The following is a 17,722-nucleotide window of genomic DNA, read 5'->3' as shown; positions in this document are numbered from 1 at the left end:
CGCGCGCGCCGCGCCCGGCGCACCGATTCCTTTTCCTTTCCGCCAACGGACCCCGCTGCATGCCCGCCATTCCGCCCGACGCCATCGTCGTCTCGCGCAACAGTCTCGCCAGCGACGACGCGTACGCGCCGATCCAGTCCAACATCAGCTTCATCAACGCCCAGCTCGACCAATGGCTGCGTCCGCACGAGATCGCCGCCGATGCGATGTGCAGCTACTACGTCGACTTCTACGTGGCGCAGGTGGAAAACGGCGGCTTCGCCCAGTTCGTCTACAACTGCAACGCCGATCCGCTGGTGCTGGACCAGGTCGGGCGCGGATTGCTGGCGATGCGGGCAACCCGGCATGCGGCGCTGTACGCGGCCAGCCGCGCGCTGCTCGAACAGATGGACGAGGACACGCTGCAGGCGTTCATGGATGGCGACTACTTCGGCGACAACCCGGCGCGCGATGCGCTCGACCGACATAGCGACGCGTTCTTCGCGCTGGCCGAAGCCGAAGACCTGATCGCCCTGAATTCGGCTTGGCTGCGCGCGTATCCGCAGCTGGTGGTGCTGTCGATCGAGGAGATGCAGGCCGAGGTCCAGCGCCGTGGCGCCGCCCTGCCCGATCGCCTCGAGCGCATCGCCGCGGCGCTGCAGAACGAGCCGCGCTACATGAAACTGATCCGCCGCCTGTGCGCCGACAGCGGGCACACGCTGGACCGCGTCACCGCCGGCGACCCCAGCCACCAACACAACGGCAGCCAGGTGCTGGCCTGGCATTTCCTGACCGACCGCGGCCACTTCTACCTGCTCGACCTCGACGGCATCGCGCGCATGCACGACGCCGACAGCCATGCGCTGGTGGCGCAGATCGAAGCGCCTGCCGAGCATTAGCGGGCTTCTCGGCACTGAATTCGAATTCCGAATCCGGCCAGCGTCGCGGCGCGGCTGCGAGAAAAGCGTCGGGACTGAAGTCCCTCCCACAGTGCATCCAGTGAGTTGGCCGCGAGTCTCTGTAGGAGCGGCTTCAGCCGCGACGAACGAAGCGGCAGACCTTCAGGCTGCAGATACTGTCGGGACTGAAACCCTTCCCACATAAAAAGCGCTTCAGCGCGGTGAATGCATACATGCTTGTGGGAGCGACTCAGGGCGGCCTCAGGCCATCGTCGCGACGAGAGCCCCCGGAAAAACCGACGCATCGCGGTCCGCCACCATAAAAAAACGCCCCGCGAAGCGGGGCGTTCGATTGCGACAGAGCAGCGGCAGCGCAATCAGCGCTGGCCGTCGGCCTTGTAGTCGCGCTTGTCGTAGCCGGTGTAGATCTGGCGCGGACGGCCGATCTTCATTTCCGGATCGACCTGCTGTTCCAGCCAATGCGACACCCAACCCGCGGTGCGCGCGATGGCGAACATCACGGTGAACATCTCCACCGGAATGTTCAGCGCCTTGTAGATGATGCCCGAGTAGAAGTCGACGTTCGGGTACAGCTTGCGCTGCACGAAGTAGTCGTCCTTCAGCGCGGCCTCTTCCAGCTTCAGCGCCACTTCCAGCAGCGGATCGTTGACGCCCAGTTCGCCGAGCACCTTGTGGGTCATCTCGCGGATGATCTTGGCGCGCGGATCGAAGTTCTTGTAGACGCGGTGGCCGAAGCCCATCAGACGGAAGCTCGAGTTCTTGTCCTTGGCCTTGGCCACGGCGCTCTCGACGTTGTCGGCGGTGCCGATCTCTTCCAGCATCTTCAGCACGGCTTCGTTGGCGCCGCCGTGCGCCGGGCCCCACAGCGCGGTGATGCCCGCGGCGACCGACGCGTATGGATTGGCGCCGGTGGAACCGACCAGGCGCACGGTCGAGGTCGAGGCGTTCTGCTCGTGGTCGGCATGCAGGATGAACAGCAGGTCCAGCGCCTTGGCCACGACCGGATTCATCTCCAACTGCTCGCTCGGCACTTCGAACATCATGTGCAGGAAGCGGTCGACGTAGCCGAGGTTGTTGCGCGGGTAGCGGATCGGCCAGCCGATCGAATAACGGTGCGCCGCGGCGGCGATGGTCGGCACCTTGGCGATCAGGCGGATCGCGGCCAGGCGCCGCTGTTCCGGATCGTTGAGGTCCAGCGTGTCGTGGTAGAACGCCGACAGCGAGGCCACGGTACCGGCCATCATCGCCATCGGGTGCGCGTCGTGGCGGAAGCCGCCGAGGAAGTTCTTCAGCGACTCGTGCATCATCGTGTGATGCGTCACTTCGTGGTCGAAGGTCTTGAATTCGTCGGCGGTGGGCAGCTCGCCGTTCATCAGCAGGTAGGCCACTTCGAGGAAGTTGGACTTCTCGGCCAGCTGCTCGATCGGGTAGCCGCGGTACAGCAGCACGCCGTTGTCGCCGTCGATGTAGGTGATCGCCGACTTGCAGCTGGCGGTCGCGGTGAAGCCCGAGTCGTAGGTGAACAGACCGGTTTCTTTGGTCAACTTGGAAATGTCGACGCAATCGTTGCCCAAGGTGGGTTTGAGTACCGGCAGAACGACCGACTTGTCGCCGGCATTCAGCGTGACCTGATCAAGATCGGACACAGTGTGCGCTCCTCAGTGGAAGGCGCCTGTCCGTGCTTTGCGAACAGACGCGTGAAGGAAGTCCACGGCAATTACCACGGATCGCGCCATTATCGCACAGCAACATTTGAGTAGTCGCTCGTACTGAAGTCGTAGAGCGAGGGTGCGACAGCGACACAGCGTTGCATCCTCGCCGTCGCCAGGACGGGAGAATCTACGCCGACATCACGGTCGGGAATCGATGCATCGGGGACGCCAAAAAAAGAAGGCCGCGCAGGGCGCGGCCTTCTTTATCACTTCGACCGCTCGATCAGCGCGCGTAGCGCTTCTGGAACTTGTCGATGCGGCCGCTGGTGTCGATGACCTTGTGCTTGCCCGTATAGAACGGGTGCGAAGCCGAGGAAATTTCGACCTTGACCAGCGGATATTCTTCGCCGTCCTCCCACTTGACCTTGTCCTTCGAGGACATGGTCGAACGGGTCAGGATCTTGAAATCGGAGGTGACGTCGTGAAACACGACGTTGTGGTACTTGGGATGGATGTCGGCCTTCATGGGCTCGCACCGTAGGGGGCTGCTGGACAAGAGGGAAACTATAGCAACTCACCCGGCCTGCACGCAAGAACAACTTGCGCCGAATTCACGTCCGCCGCCAAGGCCTAGGCGCAGCGGCCCCGACCACGGCGGCCCGCGCCCGGGCCGCCGCCCCTGCCCGGCTCAACCGGCGCCGACCGCCGCGCGCGCCAGCGCCTGGAAACGGGCCTGGTCGTAGCGGATCAGCATGGCCGCGTTGTCGGCCAGGCCCAGCTGACGGTTCCAGTCGACCAGGGTGGCGCCGCGGCTGTGGACCCCGGCCAGTTCGACCTGCAGCGGCCGCGACTGCACCTCCAGCGCGCCCTCGGGCTGCAGCGCCCAGGCCATCGCCAGCGCATCGGCGGCATACCAGTGCTCGCCGCGCGAATCCTCCGACCACAACCGGGTCTTGCGCGAGATCTCCTCGTAGAAGCGCGCCTTGTCGGCGTCCGCGGCCAGCCACTGTTCGACCTCGCGGTGCGGCAGGCCATGCGCGACGGTGGCCTCCCAGTCGGCGACCTCGATGTGCGGGAACCCGGAAAACACGATGTGCGCCGCTTCCGGATCGAAGGCGATGTTGAACTCGGCGGCAGGGGTGATGTTGCCGTGGCAGGTGATCGCCCCGCCCATCACCACGAAGCGGCGTACCCGCTGCGGCAGGGTCGGATCCAGCTTCAGCGCCAGCGCGATGTTGGTCAGCGGACCGAGCGCGACCAGCAGCAGCGCGCCGGCGTACTGGTGCGACAGGCGCAGGATCGCCAGCGCCGCATGCTCGGACTCGGCGCCGCGCGCCGCCGGCGCCAGGCCGACATCGCCGAAACCGTCCAGGCCGTGCACGTGGGCGGCGTCCACCGCCGGATGCAGCAGCGGATCGGCGCAGCCGGCGAACACCGGCACGTCCTCGCGCCCGGCCACTTCGCACAGCTTCAGCGCATTGCGCACGGTGTGCTGCAGGCCGACGTTGCCGGCGGCGATGGTCAGGCCGACCACGGCGTGGCGCTCGTCGGCAAAGGCCATCAGCAGGGCCAGGGCATCGTCCACGCCGGGATCGGTGTCGATCAACAGGGGAATCTTGTCGCTCATGCGTGATTCTTCGTCATTCCGTTCGGCCGCCGAGTCTGGCACCGCGGCGCGGCCGTGGAAAGCCGGGGCTTCCACGGCTCTGGCGCATCCCCAATCCCGAATCCCGAATCCCAGCCGTGGCGCCAGCCACGACTAAGCTCCCGCGAACCGCGCCGCGCCGCCGACCCAACGCGCGACGATGCGATCGGCCAGCCCTGGCGACTCGGCCAGCAGGCGTTCGGCCAGCGCATGCACCCGCGGCAGCAGGCCGGCGTCGCGCGCCAGGTCGGCGACGCGGAACGCGGCCAGGCCGGTCTGGCGGGTGCCGAGTAATTCGCCGGGGCCGCGCAGTTCCAGGTCTTTCTCGGCGATGACGAAGCCGTCGTTGGTCTGGCGCATGGTCTGCAGCCGCTGCCGCGCCATCGCCGACAACGGCGCCTGGTACATCAGCACGCAGCTCGACGCGGCCGCGCCGCGCCCGACCCGGCCGCGCAACTGGTGCAGCTGCGCCAGGCCCAGGCGCTCGGCGTTCTCGATGATCATCAGCGAGGCATTGGGCACGTCGACGCCGACCTCGATCACCGTGGTGGCGACCAGCAGGTCGATCTCGCTCTGCTTGAACGCGCGCATCGCCGCCTGCTTCTCGGCGCCCTTCATGCGCCCGTGCACCAGCCCCACCTTTAACTCCGGCAGTTGCGCCGACAAGGCTTCGTAGGTGGCCTGCGCGGCACTGGCATCGATGCGGTTGCCCGCGCCGCCGCCCTGCCCCTGCGCCGGCTTGTCGCTGTCCTCGGCTTCGTCGATCAAGGTGCACACCCAGTACGCCTGACGGCCTTCCGCGCAGGCCACGCGGATACGCTGCACCAGTTCCGGGCGGCGCTCGGCGCTGAGCACGATGGTCTGCACCGGGGTGCGCCCGGGCGGCAGCTCGTCGATCGCCGACACGTCCAGGTCCGCGTACGCGGCCATCGCCAGCGTGCGCGGGATCGGGGTGGCGGTCATCACCAACTGGTGCGGCACGCCGGCGCCGGTGGCGCCCTTGTCGCGCAGCGCCAGGCGCTGGTGCACGCCGAAGCGATGCTGCTCGTCGACGATGGCCAGCGCCAGGTCGTGGAACGCTACCGCCACCTGCATCAGCGCGTGCGTACCGACCACCACCTGCGCCTCGCCCGAGGCGATCTGCGCCAGCACCGCGGCGCGTGCTTTGCCGGTGACCTTGCCGGCCAGCCAGGCGACGCGGATGCCCAGCGGCTCCAGCCAGGCGCGCAGGTTCGCCAGGTGCTGTTCGGCGAGCAGTTCGGTCGGCGCCGCCAGCGCCGCCTGCTTGCCCTTGTCCACCGCCAGCATCGCCGCCAGCGCCGCGACCACGGTCTTGCCGCTGCCGACGTCGCCCTGCACCAGGCGCAGCATCGGCGAGGGCTTTTCCAGGTCGGCGCGGATCTGCGCGAACACCCGCTGCTGCGCGCCGGTGAGCTGGAACGGCAACGACTGCTGCAGGCGCTTGGCCAGCAGGCCGCGCCCGCGCAACGATGGCGAACGCTGCTGCTGCAACGCGATGCGCTGGCGGCGCAGGCTCAGGTGATGGGCCAACAGTTCTTCCAGCGCCAGCCGCTGCTGCGCCGGATGCAGGCCGGCGGCGAGCGCGCCCAGATCGGCCTGCGGCGGCGGCCGGTGCGCGATCAGCAGCGCGCTGCGCAGCGACGGCAGCCCCAGTTCGGCCAGCATCGCGGCCGGCAGCAGCTCCAGCGACGCTTCGTCGGGCAGCCGGTCCAGCGCCTGTCCGATCAGCTTGCGCAGCGTCGCCGGGCCGATGCCTTCGACCGCCGGATACACCGGGTCCAGGCTGTCGTCCAGGCCCGCGGCGGCGTCGCCGCCGAGGATCTGGTAGCTCGGGTGCACGATCTCCAGGCCATGCTGGCCCGGCTTGGGCGTGCCGAACGCGCGCAGCCGCGCGCCCACCGCGAACTGCGCCACCTGCGCAGCGCGGAACTGGAAGAAGCGCAGCACCAGCGTGGCGCGCGAGTCGTCGGCCACCGCCACGCGCAGCATCGGCCGGTAGCGGAAGCCGCGATCCACCGCCTCCACCCGCACTTCGACCTGCGCCGGCACGCCCGGCTGCAGCGCCGCCACCGGGGTCAGCCGGGTGCGGTCCTCATAGCGCAGCGGCAGGTGCAGCCACAGGTCCTGCAGGGTCAGCAGGCCGCGCGCGGCGAACTTCTCGGCGACCTTCGGACCGACGCCCGGCAGCGCCGACAACGGCGCCTCGCCTGCCGCCGACAGCGCCGGCGCCGGAACCTGCACGCGCGGCACGGGCGAGGGTCAGTCGAGCACCATCACCGCGTCGACCTCGAAGCCCACGCCCTTCGGCAGCGCCGACACTTCGACGGTGGAACGCGCGGGGAACGGCGCCTGGAAATAATCCTGCATCACCGCATTGACCTGGGCGAACTGCGACAGGTCGGTCAGGTACAGGCCCAGCCGCACGATCCGGTCGAGCGAACCGCCGGCAGCCTCGGCCACCGCCTTGAGGTTGTCGAAGGCGCGGCGCGCCTGCGCGCCGACATCGCCTGGCACGACCTCACCGGTGGCCGGATCCAGCGGGATCTGCCCGGAGAAATACACCGTGTTGCCGGCGCGCACCGCCTGCGAATACGGGCCGATCGCGGCCGGCGCCTGCTCGGTGTGGATGATCTGGCGGGACATGGCGGCTCCAACGGAAAAGGGAATGAGTATTTTACTCGGGACTCGGGACTCGGGACTCGGGACTCGGGACTCGGGACTCGGGACTCGGGACTCGGGACTCGGGACTCGGGACTCGGGACTCGGGACTCGGGACTCGGGACTCGGGACTCGGGACTCGGGACTCGGGACTCGGGACTCGGGACTCGGGACGGCAGGATGCTGCCCCGGGGCAAATCGCTGTCAAGCGGCTTGATGCAAAAAGGACTTTTTTGCTGGCTCCGGTGCAGCCGTTTCTACAGAAGGGACTTCAGCCCCGACGCTTTATCAGCAAGGTGTCGGGGCTGAAGCCCCTCCTACAAAAGCGCAGCTGGCGCGCACTTGCGAATCCCCAATCCCGAATCCCCAATCCGGCCCCACTACTACTGGCGCCGCACACTCTGCACCGCCGTCAGCCGCCGCAGCCGGCGCATCACTTCGGCCAGGTGGTTGCGGTCGCGCACCTGGATGTTGAAGCGCAGCACCGCGGCGTTGAAGTCGCGGTCCAGGTAGTCCACGCGCTCGATGTTGGACTGGCTCTGCGCGATCGCCGCGGCCAGCTGCGCCAGCACGCCGGTGCGGTTCTCCACGTCCACCACCAATGCGGTGTCGTAGTCGCCGATGACGCTGGTGTCCCAGCCGATCGGCACCCAGCGCTCGGGCGACTTGCGCAGTTCGGCCAGGTTCGGGCAATCCAGCCGGTGCACGACGATGCCCTTGCCGGCGGTGTGGTAACCCATGATCTCGTCGCCGGGAATCGGCTGGCAGCAGTTGGCGAAGCTAACCACGCCGCGCTCGGTGCCGTTGATCAGGATCTTTTCCTGCGAATGCTTGGACAGGCCGCCGCCGCGCAGTTCCGCATAGGCCATCAGCGCCTGCGCGGCCTGGTTCGGCATCCAGTTGCCCAGCGCGATGTCGGCCAGCAGCGCCTCCAGGCGCGGATAGCGGTGCTCGCTGAGGAACGAGTCCAGGCGCCCCTTCGGCAGCCGCTCCAGCGCGCTGTCCATCGCCTCCAGCGCGCGGTCGAGCATGCGGTGGCCGAGCTGCACCGCGTCCTCGTGCTCGAGTTGCTTGAGCTGATGGCGGATCGCGGTGCGCGCCTTGCTGCTGACCACGAACTCCAGCCACTGCGGCTTGGGCGTGGCCGAACGCGCGGTGATCACTTCCACGGTCTGCCCGCTGACCAGCTTGGTGCGCAGCGGCACCAGCTTCTTGTCCACCCGCGACGCCACCGCGCGGTTGCCGACGTCGGTATGCACCGCATAGGCGAAATCCAGCGCGGTGGAATTGCGCGGCAGCGCCAGGATCTTGCCCTTCGGGGTGAACAGGTAGACCTCGTCCGGGAACAGGTCGACCTTGACGTTGTCGAGGAATTCCAGCGACGAACCGGCGGCGCGCTGCGATTCGATCAATTCGACGATCCACGCATGCGCGCGGCTCTGCGCGCTGTTGGGCGACTCGCCGCCGAACTTGTAGGTCCAGTGCGCGGCCACGCCGCGCTCGGCGATCAGGTCCATCTCCTCGGTGCGGATCTGCACTTCGATCGGCGAGCCGTAGGGACCGAACAGCACGGTGTGCAGCGACTGGTAGCCGTTGGCCTTGGGAATGGCGATGAAGTCGCGGAAGCGCGCGTCCAGCGGCTTGAACGTGGCGTGCACCGCGCCCAGCGCGTGGTAGCAGTCCGGCACCCCGCGCACCACCAGGCGGAAGCCGAACACATCCATCACCTGGTCGAAGGATTTGTTCTCGTCGCGCATCTTGTTGTAGATGCTCCACGGGGTCTTGATGCGGCTGACCAGGCGGTGCTCCAGCCCCTCCTTGGCCAGCCGCTGCGACAGCTGCACCTCCACCTGCGCCATCGACTCGCGGCGCACCACCGGCTGGCTGCGGATGTGCTTTTCGATGATCGCGTGGCGCCACGGGTGCAGCGCGCGGAAGCCGAGGTTCTGCAGCTCGGACTTCATCAGGCTCATGCCCAGGCGCTGCGCGATCGGCGCGTAGATCTCCAGCGTCTCACGGGCGATGCGGCTGCGCGCCTCGGCGCTCTGCGCGCCGAGCGTGCGCATGTTGTGCAGGCGGTCGGCGAGCTTGATCATGATCACGCGCAGGTCGCGCGACATCGCCAGCAGCATCTTGCGGAAGCTCTCGGCCGCCGCTTCCTGGCGGTCGCGGAACTTCAGCTTGTCCAGCTTGGTGACGCCATCGACCAGTTCGGCCACCGCCTCGCCGAATTCGGCGGCCAGTTCGGCGCGGGTCAGTGGCGTGTCTTCGATGGTGTCGTGCAGGATCGCCGCGATCAGCGCCTCCACGTCCAGGCCGAGCTCGGCCAGCACGCCGGCCACCGCCACCGGATGGGTGATGTAGGGCTCGCCGGACTTGCGGGTCTGCCCGGCATGCGCGGCCGCGCCCACTTCCCACGCGCGCCGCAGCAGCGGGATCTGCTCGGCCGGCAGATAGCTGGCGCTGCGTTCGAGTTGCAGAACGTAGTCGGGGATCGCCTCGTTGGCCGGCGATGGCGCGGCGGTGGCGACCTGGGCAGAAGGGCCTGGGTTCATGCGCGAAGACTATGCCAGCGGCGCGAGGACGGCAAACCCGCAAAACGAAACAGCCCGCGGATGCGGGCTGTTCGGCAGACGTTCCGAGCGCGGTGACGCGATCAGTCGTCGTTCTTGGACATGTCTTCGTCGGCGACGACCTCGGCCGCGGCCCACTCCAGCGCTTCGCGCTCGGCACGCTCGCGCTCGGACTTCTCGACTTCGTCGATCAGCGCGTTGTCGATCTTGCGCGCGGCGATCTCGCGCAGCGCCAGCACCGTCGGCTTGTCGGCCGATTCGGTGTTGTCGAGGGTGGCCTGCACGCCGTTGGCGAGCTGGCGGGCGCGCTTGGACGCCATCATGACCAGTTCGAAACGGTTGTTAACGACTTCCAGGCAATCTTCTACGGTGATGCGGGCCATGCGGGCTCCCGGCGGGCCGGTGACGGCCACGCGCTCGAATGAGGGAAAGGGCGGCGATTGTAGGGCGCGGGCCGGCCGAAATCAACCGGCCGTTATTCAGTTTCCTTTGGAATCAGCCAGTTGCCTGATCCTGGTCGAGCAGCGCGGCGATCAGATCGGCATGCCGCTGCTGTTGCGGCAGGCGCCGCAGGCGGCTGGCGACGAAGATCGCGCACATCTCGTCCACCGCGGTGTCGAAGTCCTCGTTGACGATCACGTAGTCGAAGTCGGCGTAGTGCGACATCTCCTCGCGCGCCGCGGCCAGCCGCTGCGCGATCACCGCCTCGCTGTCCTGGCCGCGCTTGCGCATGCGCTGCTCCAGCGCCGCCCGCGACGGCGGCAGGATGAACACGCTGACCGCGTCGGGCACCTTGGCCCGCACCTGGCGCGCGCCCTGCCAGTCGATCTCCAGCAGCACGTCGTGGCCGGCGGCCAGCTGCGGCTCCACCGATTGCCGCGCGGTGCCCTTCCAGTCGCCGTGGACGCGGGCGTACTCGAAGAAGTCGCCGGCATCGATCATGCCCTGGAACTCGTCGGCGGACACGAAGTGGTAGTGCTCGGCATGGCGCTCGCCCGGCCGCGGCGCGCGCGAGGTGAACGAGATCGACAGCGCGATCTGCGGATCGCGCGCCAAGGTGGCGTTGACGATGCTGCTCTTGCCGGCGCCGGAAGGCGCCGCAACGATATAGAGAGTGCCGCGCATGTGAGTGGGAATGGAGAACCGGGAATGGGGAATGGGAACAGCGCCAAGCAGCGCCGCGGGTGAATCGTAACCGCTTTGGCCATTCCCCATTCCCGATTCCCTGTTCCCGGCTATTCGAGGTTCTGCACCTGCTCGCGGATCTGGTCGATCAGCACCTTCAGTTCCACCGCCGCGTTGGAGGTGCGGCTGTCCACCGACTTGGAGCCCAGGGTGTTGGCCTCGCGGTTGAATTCCTGCATCAGGAAATCCAGGCGCCGGCCGGCCGGCTCGGGCTGGCGCAGCACGCGGCGGATCTCCTTGATGTGGCTGTCGAGCCGGTCCAGTTCCTCGTCCACGTCGAGTTTCTGCAGCCACAGCACCAGTTCCTGCTCGGCACGGCCCGGATCGACCGGATGCGGCAGGTCGGCCAGGCGCGCGGCCAGCTTGGTCCGCTGGCCCTCGCGAATGGCCGGGATCAGCTGCTTCACCTCGGCGGCGACGCGCTCGACCGCATCGACCCGCTCGACGATGGCCGCGGCCAGCTTGCCGCCTTCGCGCTCGCGCGCGGCGACGAACTCGGCGACCACTTCGTCCAGCAGCTCCAGCGCCTGCGCCTGCAGCGCGGCCGGGTCGACCGCCTGGCCCTGCAGCACGCCGGGCAGCTGCAGCAGGTCGGCGAACTGCACCTGCAGTTGCGGGAAGCGCGCGCCGAGCCGCTGCGCGAGCACTGCCAGCTGCTCGACCAGCGGCTCGTTCACCGCCAGCGACTGCGCGGCGTCGGGCGCGCGCAGGCGCAGCATCAGGTCCAGCTTGCCGCGGCTGACGCGGGCGGCCAGGCGCTCGCGCAACTGCGGCTCTAGCGCGCGCAGCTCTTCCGGCAGGCGCACGCCCACTTCCAGGAAACGGTGGTTGACCGAGCGCAGTTCGCAGCCCAGCGTGCCCCAGGGAGTGATGCGCTCGGCGCCGGCGAAGGCGGTCATGCTGCGGATCATGTGCTGTTCCGGTGCGTGCAAAGCGCGAATGGTAACCTAGCGCCTCTCAGCTCCCACGGCCCGGCCCGCTGCCGCGCCCGGCCCTCACGACACCTCCGGATCGATCCCCATGTCCTTTTCCCGTCCCAGTGGCCGCACGGCCGATCAACTGCGCCCGGTGCGCATCGAACGCGCCTTCACCCGCCACGCCGAAGGCTCGGTGCTGGTCAGCTTCGGCGACACCCGCGTGCTGTGCACCGCCAGCGTGGAGAACCGGGTGCCGGGCTTCCTGCGCGGCAAGGGCGAAGGCTGGGTCACCGCCGAATACGGCATGCTGCCGCGCGCCACCCATTCGCGCTCCGACCGCGAGGCCGCGCGCGGCAAGCAGGGCGGGCGCACGCTGGAGATCCAGCGCCTGATCGGCCGCGCGCTGCGCGCCTGCGTGGACCGCAATGCGCTGGGCGAGCGCACCATCACCCTGGATTGCGACGTGCTGCAGGCCGACGGCGGCACCCGCACCGCGGCCATCACCGGCGCCTACGTGGCGCTGATGGACGCGGTGAACTGGCTGCAGAAGCGCGGCGATCTGAAGAAGCCGGTAGTGCTCGGCGCGGTCGCCGCGGTCTCGGTCGGCGTCTACCGCGGCACCCCGGTGCTGGACCTGGATTACGCCGAGGACAGCGACTGCGACACCGACATGAACGTGGTGATGAACGACGGCGGCGGCTTCATCGAAATCCAGGGCACCGCCGAAGGCCACGCGTTCCGCCGCGACGAACTGGATGCGCTGCTGGCATTGGCCGAAACCGGCATCGGCCAACTGCTTGCCGCCCAGCGCGAGGCACTGGCGCGGTGAAGCGGCGGATCGCGCTGACCACGCTGGTCGTGGCCGACTACGACGCGGCGATCGCCTGGTACACCGGCAAGCTCGGCTTCGCCCTGCTGCAAGACGTGGCGCTCGGCGACGGCAAGCGCTGGGTGGTGGTCGGCCCGGGCGGCAGCGACGATGCCGCGCTGCTGCTGGCCGAACCCGGCGACGCCGCGCAGCGCGCGCGGATCGGCGACCAGACCGGCGGGCGCGTGGACCACTTCCTGTACACCGACGATTTCGCCCGCGACCACGCCGCGATGCTGGCGCAGGGCGTGGAGTTCCTCGAATCCCCGCGCGCGGAACCCTATGGCACGGTCGCGGTGTTCCGCGACCTGTACGGCACCAAGTGGGACCTGCTGGAACCCAAGCAATGAAGACCCTGGTCCTGGCCAGCAGCAATGCCGGCAAGCTCGAAGAACTGCATGCGCTGCTCGACGGCGCCGGCATCGACCTGGTCGCGCAGTCCACGCTCGGCGTGCGCGATGCCGACGAGACCGGCCTGACCTTCGTCGAGAACGCGCTGCTGAAGGCGCGCCACGCCGCCCAGGTCACCGGCCTGCCGGCGCTGGCCGACGACTCGGGCATCTGCGTGGACGCGCTGCGCGGCGCGCCCGGGCTGTACTCGGCGCGCTATGCCGGCGAACACGGCAATGCCGCGGCCAACATCGACAAGCTGCTGCACGCACTGCGCGATGTCCCCGACGCGCAGCGCACCGCGCATTTCTATTGCGTGCTGGTGCTGCTGCGGCATGCCGAAGACCCGCAACCGCTGCTGGTGGAAGGCCGCTGGCGCGGGCGCATCCTGCATGCGCGCGCCGGCGACGGCGGCCATGGCTACGATCCGGTGTTCTTCGATCCGGACCACGGCCAGAGCGCGGCGCAGATGCCGCTGGCGCTGAAGAACCGGATCAGCCACCGCGGCCAGGCGCTGGCGCTGCTGAAGCAGCGGCTGGCGTCGCTGTAGCGGCCGCTGCGCTGGCGCAGCCGGTCGCTTTCAAGACGCAGTCCCCGCCACAGCGGCGCGCATACGCCGCCGCGCCAGCCCACCGCCCTACACTGCCCGCCTGATGCCGCCGCTGATCCCGCCCCCGCTGTCGCTGTACGTGCACCTGCCCTGGTGCGTGCGCAAATGCCCGTACTGCGATTTCAACTCGCATGCGGCCAAGGGCGCGCTGCCGTTCGACGACTACGTGGATGCGCTGATCCGCGATCTGGACCAGGACCTGCCGCTGGTCTGGGGCCGCACCGTGCAGACCGTGTTCTTCGGCGGCGGCACCCCCAGCCTGTTCCCGGCCGAGGCGATCGACCGTTTTCTGCAAGCGGCCAGCGCGCGCCTGCGCTTCGCGCCGAACCTGGAAATCACCCTGGAGACCAACCCGGGCACCGCCGAACACCGGCGTTTCGACCGCTATCTGGCGGCCGGGGTCAACCGGCTCAGCTTCGGCATCCAGAGCTTCGACGACGCCGCACTGCAGCGCCTGGGCCGCATCCACGACAGCGCCGATGCCGAGCGCGCGGTGAAGCTGGCGCAGGACGCCGGCTACGCCAACCTCAACCTGGACCTGATGTACGCGCTGCCGCAGCAGACCCTGGCCGGGGCGGAAACCGACATCGCGCGCGCGCTGGCGCTGCAGCCCACCCACATCAGCCACTACCAGCTGACCCTGGAACCGAACACGGTGTTCGCCGCGCGCCCGCCGCAGGGCATTCCCGAGGACGACGACGCCTGGGACATGCAGGAGCACTGCCAGGCGCTGCTGGCCGCGGCCGGCTACGCCCAGTACGAAGTCAGCGCCTACGCCCGCGACGGCTACCAGTGCGCGCACAACCTCAACTACTGGAAGTTCGGCGACTACCTGGGCATCGGCGCCGGCGCCCACGGCAAGATCAGCTCCGGCGCCGAGCAGAGTATCCTGCGGCGCTGGAAGACCAAGCATCCGCAGGCGTTCCTGGCCGCCGCCGGCACCCCGGCGGCGATCGGCGGCGACGACTGGATCGGCGCCGAGCGGCGTCCGTTCGAATACATGCTCAATGCGCTGCGCCTGAACCAGGGGTTCGCGTTGCGCGACTTCGCCGTGCGCACCGGCCTGGAACCGGAGACGATCGCTCCGGCGCTGGCCCAGGCACAGGCGCGGGGCTGGCTGCAGGTGGAATCCGGGCATGCGCTGCCGACCGAACTGGGACGGCGCTTCACCAACGACGTGGTCGCCCTGTTCATGCTCTGAAATGCTGCGCCAGGCCGCCGCCAACATGGTTGCGCCGCCAGAAACGTGTTACATACCGGACCCCGGAAATCAAACGGCGATCACAGGATGTCATTGTCTGCCATTCCGTCGGCAAGCCCGGCGACGCTCGCCAGCGCCGCCCTGCCCACGCGCGTGCGCGACATCCTGGAGGCGCTGACCGGCCTGGTGTGGCAGACGCTGGAAGCGCCGTTGCAGTCGACCCTGAGCGAGCTGGAACGCGAGCTGTTCGACCAGGCCGAACGCGCGCGCAACAGCCAGCTGCAGGAGGACATCTACCAGGAACTGCAGGGCCTGCGGGCGCGCCGCGAGCGCTTCGCGCCGTTCTACAAAGCGCAACTGGAAGCGGCCCTGGCCACACTGCGGCTGCCGCTCGCCCCGGTCGGCCTGCTGCGCCAGGACAAGGCCAGCGCGGCGATGCAGATGCTGACCCTGGTCGCCGACGTGGACATCGACCGCGACATCGTCCTGCACGACATCGCCCGGCGCGAGGCGGCGCGGGCCAGCACCCCGCTGCAACTGCTCGGCCAGCGCTTCGGCGTGCTCGCCGCGCGGCCGGCGTTCGAAGCCGAGCACACGCCGCTGGGGCCGCACCTGCTGTGCCGGATCCTGCGCGAAGCCGGCGAGGAACTGCGGCTGGGGCTTGACGCGCAGCTGACCCTGTACCGCGCCTTCGAACGCCAGGCGCTGGTCCGCTACGGCGAGATGGTGGAACGCGCCAACGTGCTGCTGGCGCACGCCGGCGTGCTGCCCGGCCTGGTCTACCTGCCCTACGTGGCGCGGCCGACGAACGCGCCCGCCGCGGCCGCCGGCAACCGCGCCGCGGCGCGCCCGTCCTCCGCCACGCGCCCGGCCACCGGTTGGTCCGGACAGGCGGCGCCCGGCGGCTGGTCCGGCCCGGGCCCCGGTGCCGCCGGCGGCGAAGCGGCCCCGCCCAGCGCAGCGCCCCCGCTGCCGCCACCGACCGCGGCCAACGCCGCGACGGCAGCAAGCGCCGCGCCGGCCACGCCCGACAACGCACCGACCGACCTGGCCACGCTGCGCCAGCTGCTCGCTGCCGCACGCGACCGTGCGATGGTGCCGGCCACCCAGACGGCGCCGGCCGCGACCGCGGGTGCCATGCCCGCAGGCGCCGGCCCCGCTGCCGCAGCGACAGCGATGCCTGCATCATCCGGCAACGTCCCGATGCCGGCCCCGCGCGCCGCCGCAAGTGGCGCGGCGAGCGCCTCCGCCCAGGCCAGTGCCCCCGCCGTGCCCACCGCATCGCTGCTGCAGGCCTTGGGCGAACTGCAGGCGCAGCCGCCGGCGCACAGCGCCCTGGCCGGCCTGCGCGGGCGCCGCCAGGTGCGCGACGTGCAGGCGGCGCTGCTGGCCACGCTGCGCAGCGAACATGGCGCGCAGGCGGCGCTGGCGCCGCAGGATGCCGACACCTTCGACCTGCTCGGCCTGCTGTACGCGGAAATCGAACGCGAAGTGCGCAGCGATGCGCCAGCCGCCGACCTGCTGGAGCGCCTGCAGGTGCCGCTGGTGCGCGCCGCGCTGCAGGACAGCGCGTTCTTCGTGCGCAGCCAGCACCCGGCGCGCGAGCTGCTCAATGCGGTCGCCGAGTCCGGCGCCACCTGGCTCAGCGAAGAGGACACCGATCCGCAGTTGCTGCTGAAGTTGAACCAGACCGTCGACCGGGTGGTCGAGGAATACGAGGGCGACGAGCAGGTCTTCGAGCAGGCCCACCAGGACATCCTGGCGCAGTACCGCGCGCTGGCGCACAAGGCCGAGATCGCCGAGCGCCGGCATATCGAGGCCGCACGCGGCAAGGAGCGGCTGGAGGTGGCCAAGGAATTGGCCAGCGCCACGCTGGAAGCGCTGTGCCGGACCTGGGAGCCGCCCAAGTTCGTGCAGGCGCTGCTGAACCAGGCCTGGTCCGATGTGCTGACCCTGACCCTGCTGCGCCAGGGCGAAGACTCCGATGCATGGCGCGAGCGCAAGCAGCTGAGCCAGTGCATCGCCGAGGTCACCTGCCGCGCCAGCGGCGGCGAGCCCGATCCGGACCTGGCCGGCGAAGTGCGCAGCGCCCTGCTGCAGGTCGGCTATCACCAGGACGAAGCCGAAGCGATCGCGCGGCGCCTGTCCACCCCGGGCGGCGGCGACACGCTGACCTCGCGCACCGAACTCAGCGCCAAGTTGAAGGCGCGCACCCGCCTCGGCGACCAGGGCGAGGATGGCGAGCGGCCGCTGCTGGCGCCGCGCAACGAAGCCGAGCAAGCGGCCTATGCGCGGCTGCGCAGCCTGCCGTTCGGCACCTGGTTCGAATTCGTGACCAACCAGCAGGGCGACCTGAAACGGCAGCGCCTGTCCTGGTACAGCCCGATCACCGACCGCGCCCTGTTCGTCAACCAGCGCGGACACAAGACCGCCGAGTACTCGCTGGATGCGCTGTCGCGGCTGCTGGCGCAGAGCCAGGCGCGGATCGTCACCGAGGACCGCGCGCGCCTGATCGACCGCGCCTGGCACGCCACCGTGCGTGCCTTGCGCACTCTCGCCGGCGCGCCGATCCCCGCCGACACCCTGGAGGACGCATGATCGCCGAAGCCCGCCGTTCGCCGCGCCGCCAGGTCCCGGACATGGTGCCGGTGCTGGACATGATGGAAGACGCCGTGGTCGGCCGGCTCGGCAACCTCTCCGAGAGCGGCATGCTGCTGCTGGCCTCGGTGCCGCTGCACGAGGACGCGCTGTACCAGTTGCGCTTCGCGCTGCCGCAACTTGGCCGCGAGGCGCAGATCGACGTCGGCGTGCACCTGCTGTGGAGCGAACGCGCGCAGGCGCCTGGCCAGGCCTGGGCCGGCTTCCGCTTCCTGACCATCTCGCCGGCGCATCGCGAGCTGCTGCGGCAATGGATCAACGCCGGCCCGGCCGGGTAGCGCGCCGGCAGCATCGCTGGCGCCCCCTGTAGGAGCGGCTTCAGCCGCGACAGACATGCTCGATGGCGCCTGTCGCGGCTGAAGCCGCTCCTACAGTTTCATCGCCTGCACAAGACAGAAGAAGATCGGCGGGCTTGGCAACGCCTGCCGCTTCCCGGCTACGCCTA

At 69.4% G+C, this 17,722-nt stretch carries 16 protein-coding genes; 7 read left to right on the top strand and 9 right to left on the bottom strand.

Annotated features, from left to right (window positions below; all coding sequences use genetic code 11):
* Positions 1-59 precede the first annotated feature (59 nt).
* The gene (locus HEP73_RS04955) at positions 60-878 is read left to right on the top strand and encodes a DMP19 family protein (protein ID WP_185822342.1); all 819 of its coding nucleotides are present in this window, start codon (positions 60-62) and stop codon (positions 876-878) included.
* A 377-nt stretch (positions 879-1,255) separates the two neighbouring features.
* On the opposite strand, the gene HEP73_RS04950 is transcribed toward HEP73_RS04955, so the two are convergent.
* The 9 genes from HEP73_RS04950 to HEP73_RS04910 form a co-directional block, all read right to left on the bottom strand.
* Positions 1,256-2,545, bottom strand: coding sequence for a citrate synthase (locus HEP73_RS04950; protein ID WP_185815393.1), 1,290 nt, complete (start codon positions 2,543-2,545; stop codon positions 1,256-1,258).
* A 289-nt stretch (positions 2,546-2,834) separates the two neighbouring features.
* Entirely contained in the window at positions 2,835-3,077 is a 243-nt protein-coding gene (locus HEP73_RS04945; RefSeq protein WP_046977672.1) for a type B 50S ribosomal protein L31, read from the bottom strand.
* Positions 3,078-3,239: 162 nt separating this feature from the next.
* Positions 3,240-4,178, bottom strand: a complete 939-nt coding sequence (locus tag HEP73_RS04940) for a nucleoside hydrolase (RefSeq protein ID WP_185822341.1) — start codon at positions 4,176-4,178, stop codon at positions 3,240-3,242.
* Positions 4,179-4,310: 132 nt separating this feature from the next.
* Entirely contained in the window at positions 4,311-6,467 is a 2,157-nt protein-coding gene (recG, locus tag HEP73_RS04935) for an ATP-dependent DNA helicase RecG (protein WP_185822340.1), read from the bottom strand.
* A gap of 9 nt (positions 6,468-6,476) precedes the next feature.
* On the bottom strand, positions 6,477-6,860 hold the full coding sequence (locus HEP73_RS04930) for a RidA family protein (RefSeq protein WP_053842173.1): 384 nt from the start codon (positions 6,858-6,860) through the stop codon (positions 6,477-6,479).
* Between the two features lie 398 nt (positions 6,861-7,258).
* Positions 7,259-9,430, bottom strand: coding sequence for a RelA/SpoT family protein (locus HEP73_RS04925; RefSeq protein WP_185815389.1), 2,172 nt, complete (start codon positions 9,428-9,430; stop codon positions 7,259-7,261).
* A gap of 101 nt (positions 9,431-9,531) precedes the next feature.
* Positions 9,532-9,831 (bottom strand): DNA-directed RNA polymerase subunit omega, encoded by a 300-nt coding sequence (rpoZ, locus tag HEP73_RS04920; protein ID WP_003470812.1) that lies wholly within the window; start codon positions 9,829-9,831, stop codon positions 9,532-9,534.
* 112 nt (positions 9,832-9,943) lie between these two features.
* Entirely contained in the window at positions 9,944-10,573 is a 630-nt protein-coding gene (gene gmk / locus HEP73_RS04915; RefSeq protein WP_179566932.1) for a guanylate kinase, read from the bottom strand.
* A gap of 110 nt (positions 10,574-10,683) precedes the next feature.
* Positions 10,684-11,544: a YicC/YloC family endoribonuclease gene (locus tag HEP73_RS04910; protein ID WP_185822339.1), complete on the bottom strand. Its 861-nt coding sequence runs from the start codon at positions 11,542-11,544 to the stop codon at positions 10,684-10,686.
* Positions 11,545-11,653: 109 nt separating this feature from the next.
* On the opposite strand from HEP73_RS04910, the gene rph reads away from it, so the two are divergent.
* The 6 genes from rph to HEP73_RS04880 all read left to right on the top strand — a co-directional run bounded on the left by rph (position 11,654) and on the right by HEP73_RS04880 (position 17,555).
* Complete coding sequence (gene rph / locus HEP73_RS04905) at positions 11,654-12,379, top strand: ribonuclease PH (protein WP_046981340.1); 726 nt, start codon at positions 11,654-11,656, stop codon at positions 12,377-12,379.
* Positions 12,376-12,768, top strand: coding sequence for a VOC family protein (locus HEP73_RS04900; RefSeq protein ID WP_185815386.1), 393 nt, complete (start codon positions 12,376-12,378; stop codon positions 12,766-12,768). Before rph ends, HEP73_RS04900 begins: the two co-directional genes overlap by 4 nt.
* The gene (rdgB, locus tag HEP73_RS04895) at positions 12,765-13,358 is read left to right on the top strand and encodes an RdgB/HAM1 family non-canonical purine NTP pyrophosphatase (protein ID WP_185822338.1); all 594 of its coding nucleotides are present in this window, start codon (positions 12,765-12,767) and stop codon (positions 13,356-13,358) included. The genes HEP73_RS04900 and rdgB overlap by 4 nt, the downstream gene beginning before the upstream one ends.
* A gap of 103 nt (positions 13,359-13,461) precedes the next feature.
* Entirely contained in the window at positions 13,462-14,619 is a 1,158-nt protein-coding gene (gene hemW, locus HEP73_RS04890; RefSeq protein ID WP_185822337.1) for a radical SAM family heme chaperone HemW, read from the top strand.
* A gap of 87 nt (positions 14,620-14,706) precedes the next feature.
* Positions 14,707-17,217, top strand: a complete 2,511-nt coding sequence (locus HEP73_RS04885) for a DUF1631 domain-containing protein (protein ID WP_185822336.1) — start codon at positions 14,707-14,709, stop codon at positions 17,215-17,217.
* A complete protein-coding gene (locus HEP73_RS04880; RefSeq protein ID WP_185815382.1) occupies positions 17,214-17,555 on the top strand; it encodes a PilZ domain-containing protein in 342 nt (113 codons plus the stop codon). Before HEP73_RS04885 ends, HEP73_RS04880 begins: the two co-directional genes overlap by 4 nt.
* Positions 17,556-17,722: the final 167 nt, after the last annotated feature.

This window comes from Xanthomonas sp. GW, assembly GCF_014236815.1.
In the GTDB taxonomy this organism is placed as follows: Bacteria; Pseudomonadota; Gammaproteobacteria; order Xanthomonadales; family Xanthomonadaceae; genus Xanthomonas_A.
Note: the sequence above shows the minus strand (reverse complement) of the source record. Positions and strands in the feature narration are given on the sequence as shown.

Excerpts from the sequence above, each read along its gene's own strand:
- HEP73_RS04940 (WP_185822341.1), bottom strand. The coding sequence starts at position 4,178 with ATGAGCGACAAGATTCCCCTGTTGATCGACACCGATCCCGGCGTGGAC.
- HEP73_RS04880 (WP_185815382.1), top strand. The coding sequence starts at position 17,214 with ATGATCGCCGAAGCCCGCCGTTCGCCGCGCCGCCAGGTCCCGGACATG.
- HEP73_RS04925 (WP_185815389.1), bottom strand. The coding sequence starts at position 9,430 with ATGAACCCAGGCCCTTCTGCCCAGGTCGCCACCGCCGCGCCATCGCCG.
- HEP73_RS04945 (WP_046977672.1), bottom strand. The coding sequence starts at position 3,077 with ATGAAGGCCGACATCCATCCCAAGTACCACAACGTCGTGTTTCACGAC.
- gmk (WP_179566932.1), bottom strand. The coding sequence starts at position 10,573 with ATGCGCGGCACTCTCTATATCGTTGCGGCGCCTTCCGGCGCCGGCAAG.
- HEP73_RS04955 (WP_185822342.1), top strand. The coding sequence starts at position 60 with ATGCCCGCCATTCCGCCCGACGCCATCGTCGTCTCGCGCAACAGTCTC.
- HEP73_RS04885 (WP_185822336.1), top strand. The coding sequence starts at position 14,707 with ATGTCATTGTCTGCCATTCCGTCGGCAAGCCCGGCGACGCTCGCCAGC.
- rph (WP_046981340.1), top strand. The coding sequence starts at position 11,654 with ATGTCCTTTTCCCGTCCCAGTGGCCGCACGGCCGATCAACTGCGCCCG.
- HEP73_RS04910 (WP_185822339.1), bottom strand. The coding sequence starts at position 11,544 with ATGATCCGCAGCATGACCGCCTTCGCCGGCGCCGAGCGCATCACTCCC.
- hemW (WP_185822337.1), top strand. The coding sequence starts at position 13,462 with ATGCCGCCGCTGATCCCGCCCCCGCTGTCGCTGTACGTGCACCTGCCC.
- HEP73_RS04930 (WP_053842173.1), bottom strand. The coding sequence starts at position 6,860 with ATGTCCCGCCAGATCATCCACACCGAGCAGGCGCCGGCCGCGATCGGC.
- rpoZ (WP_003470812.1), bottom strand. The coding sequence starts at position 9,831 with ATGGCCCGCATCACCGTAGAAGATTGCCTGGAAGTCGTTAACAACCGT.
- rdgB (WP_185822338.1), top strand. The coding sequence starts at position 12,765 with ATGAAGACCCTGGTCCTGGCCAGCAGCAATGCCGGCAAGCTCGAAGAA.